2 protein-coding genes and 1 pseudogene are annotated in these 3318 nt (G+C 67.2%); 1 reads left to right on the top strand and 2 read right to left on the bottom strand.

From position 1 onward, the window contains the following. Positions 1-1247: 1247 nt before the first annotated feature. Positions 1248-1880 carry a TetR family transcriptional regulator gene (locus LL648_RS43545; protein WP_232668856.1) on the bottom strand — a complete coding sequence of 211 codons (633 nt, stop codon included), beginning with the start codon at positions 1878-1880 and terminating at the stop codon, positions 1248-1250. A gap of 59 nt (positions 1881-1939) precedes the next feature. Between LL648_RS43545 and LL648_RS43540 the strand changes: the two genes are divergently transcribed. Further along, a complete protein-coding gene (locus LL648_RS43540) occupies positions 1940-2902 on the top strand; it encodes a quinone oxidoreductase family protein (RefSeq protein WP_232668855.1) in 963 nt (320 codons plus the stop codon). A 75-nt stretch (positions 2903-2977) separates the two neighbouring features. Here LL648_RS43540 and LL648_RS43535 read toward each other — a convergent pair. Beyond that, positions 2978-3253 (bottom strand): annotated as a pseudogene (locus LL648_RS43535) (integrase core domain-containing protein); the annotation flags it as partial. Between the last annotated feature and the right edge of the window lie 65 nt (positions 3254-3318).

The following is a 3318-nucleotide window of genomic DNA, read 5'->3' as shown; positions in this document are numbered from 1 at the left end:
ATCAGAACCGGCGCCGGCCACAGCCACAGCACCAAACACAAGATCGACTCGCTGCCCTCATGAATGACCGGGGCTAGAGGTCCCGTCGGTGACGACGGGGTGCAGGGAGTGCCGAGCCCCCGAAATCAGGGCGAAGGCCATGGAAGGCGCTGAAGACCTGGAGTTGCAGGCGCTGAAGGACTCCCCGGCGTATGGGGCTGGAGAACGTTCAGATAGTGATGGCGGGAACTGGGGAGGCCCTCCCCGGCCCGGTGACCTGCGGAATTGTGTTGCTGGAGCTGCGTGCTCTATAACCGGCCAAACCGGGAAGTGAGTGGTGTGTCGGGTGGGCGTCGGAGGCGGTGGTAGTACTGCTGGAGCCGAGCGGACAACACAACCGCCGGTGAGGGAAGGACCGCTGCTTCGTCGATGTGGATGTTCGTTGAGGAGGGGCCCGGTGAGTGCCTGTGTTGGCTAGTCCCGCCGTGAAGGGATCCCGTGGGGATCCGGTCCGTGCCCTGCAGCATTCGCTTTACCGGACGGCCAAGGCTGATCCCGGGCGAGGAGTTCCACTCGTTGTGGGACAAGATCCTCCGCAGGGATGTTCTGTGGCGGGCGTGGGTCCTGGTGCGTCGCAACGATGGCGCGCCGGGTATCGACAAGGTCACCTTGGCTGACGTCGAGGAGTACGGGGTTGCCCGGCTTCTGACGAGTTGGCTGCGGATCTGCGTAGCGGCGGCTATCGGCCGTTGCCGGCTTGGCGGGTGTTCATTCTGAAACCTGCGAGCCCGGGAGAGCGCAGGCCGTTGTCGATCCCGTCGGTTCGGGATCGGATCGTGCAGGCCGCGGTGAAGATCGTGCTCGAGCCGGTCTTTGAGGCGGACATGCTGGCGTGCAGCTTCGGGTTTCGACCCAAGCGGGCGGCGCATGGTGGGCTGCAGGTTCTGATCGACGAGTCGTGGCGGGGTCGGCGTTGGGTGGTGGCTGCGGGCCGACGCGGCGCTCGGGATCCTCACTGCCATGCACCGCCGGACACACGGAGCTGGGCGCCCACCTGCTGGTCGCGGCGTACGGGGCCTTGATGTACTCCGCGGATGACTGTCGGGGCAGCGGAGGCATCTCGCCGCTTCACATCCAGCCACATCCACCCGAAGAAACGCGCGACTCACCGCTCCGAAACGCGCGACTCGCCCGCCGGAATGCAGGACTCGCCGTGCCGAAGGTGTCGACTTACCGCGCCGGAAGTGTCGATTCACCCGGACAGGGGCTCAGGTGGATCCGGCTCTTGGAGGCAGGCCGAGGACGAGTCGGGCGATGTCCTGGTAGAGGTCGTCGGCGGTGCGGCCGGTCGAGAAGTACTCGGAGACGGCTCGGCCGGCGAGGGGGAAGCGGCGCCGTAGGTCGTCGGCGTCGGGAGCGTTGCGTGCTGTGTCCGTGGGTGCCTGCTCCTCGAGGACGTAGCCGACGGTGAAGCGCTCTCCGGCGAGCACCAGCAGCCGGGCTCGGTGCAGGTCGTTTCCCTGCCCGACGAGAGTGCGCATTGCCAGCTCGGAGAAGTCCGCGCGGCGGAGCGACGAGCGGGCACCGGCGACGATCCGCGCGCCATCACGGTGGCCGAGCATGGCACGGCGCAGCTCGGTGAGCGCAGTCAGCAGCCACGAGGTCGGGGCAACGTCGGTGCCGGTTGCGCGCATGGCCGCGAGCACCTCGTCCATGATCGCGTCGGCGAGGGCGTCGAGGAGTTCGGCCTTGTTCCCGACGTGCCAGTACAGCGATGGGGGTTGGACGCCGAGGCGGTTGCCGAGCGTTCGGATGCTGAGGCTGTCGAGGCCGCTCTCGTCGACCAGGCGCAGCGCCTCGGTGATGACCTGTTCTCGGTCGAGCGGCAACTCACCCTCCACGCCCTCTTACGGTGTTACATTGAGCCTATCTCTATAACACCGTAAGAGAGGGGTTGGTCATGAAGGCTGCCGTCGTCGAACGTCGCGGTGGCGTCCCGCGATACCGGGACTTCCGCGAACCCGATGTGGCCGCGGGGGAGGTACTGGTGACGGTCGAGGCGGTCGCGGTCGAGAACGTGGACCGCGCGATCGTGGCCGGAACCCATTTCACGGCGGCGCCGTTCCAAGCGGCGCTGCCGGCGATCCCGTGCTTCGACGGGGTCGGTCGCCTGCCGGACGGGACGCTCGTCGGGTTCGGTGGCCTCACGCCGCCCTACGGAGCGCTTGCCGAACGTGTTGCCGTGCCGGCCGCGTTCGCGAGACCGATGCCGGACGGGATCGAACCGACGGTCGTAGCGGCGCTGTCGTCCGCGATCAGCGCCATGAGCATGCTGACCGCGGGCGGCCTGATCGCGGGTGAGACCGTTCTCGTTCAGGGTGCCACCGGCGTCGCAGGGCGGTTGGCGGTGCAGATCGCTCGGCTGCTTGGTGCCGGCCGGATCGTCGCGGTCGGTCGCGATGCCACTGCGCTGGAGGAGCTGCCCGCGCTCGGCGCCGACGCGGTGATCAACACCGCGGTCAGCGACGCGGCGCTGTTGCAGGCCTACCGTGATCACGCCGGGGATGGTTACGACGTCGTGGTCGACTACCTCTGGGGGCGCCCCACCGAGATGCTGACGCTCGCTCTGGTTCCCGACGCCTTCGCCCTGCCGACGAAGCCGACCCGCCTGGTCCACGTCGGCGAATCAGCCGGCCGAACGATCGAGCTCACCGGCGACGCCTTGCGCACCTCGGGGCTGGAGATCTACGGAGCCGCCCGCAACATGTCGATCGGTATGGCGGCGGCCGTCGAGCACGTCGTCGGATGGGTCCGCAGCGGCCGGCTCGCCGTCCCGGTCGCCACCATGGCGCTGAGCGGGATCGAGGAGGCGTGGACTCGGACCGACCTGCGCGGCAGCCGCCTCGTCATCGTGCCCGACTGACCCGGAGTTGGGCGCCCACCTGCTGGTCGCGGTGTGCGGCGCCTTCGCACCGCCGGCTTTCTACGATGAAGGCGATCATCTGTTCCTCTCATCACCGTTGACCCTGTACTCGATTGACGAGTGGATTCTTTCGTTGTTGTACCAGTGAACCCACTCGGCTGTCTCGCGCTCGACCTCGGCGCGCCCACTCCAGTTCCGGACACGATCGCGGGTGCTGATCAGCTCGGTCTTGTACAGCCCGATCGTCGATTCCATCAACGCGTTGTCCAGTGCATCTCCTACCGTTCCGATCGATCCGGAGATCCCTGCCTCGGCCAATGCTTCGGTCATCGCGACAGCGGTGTACTGGGCGGATTCAACCGGTGGACGCAACACCAACCAATTTCGGTGAATATAGCACACCATTCAACGCCTCG

The sequence above is a fragment of the Pseudonocardia sp. TRM90224 genome (assembly GCF_021245725.1).
In the GTDB taxonomy this organism is placed as follows: Bacteria; Actinomycetota; Actinomycetes; order Mycobacteriales; family Pseudonocardiaceae; genus Pseudonocardia.
This window is presented reverse-complemented; position numbering and strand designations above follow the sequence as displayed.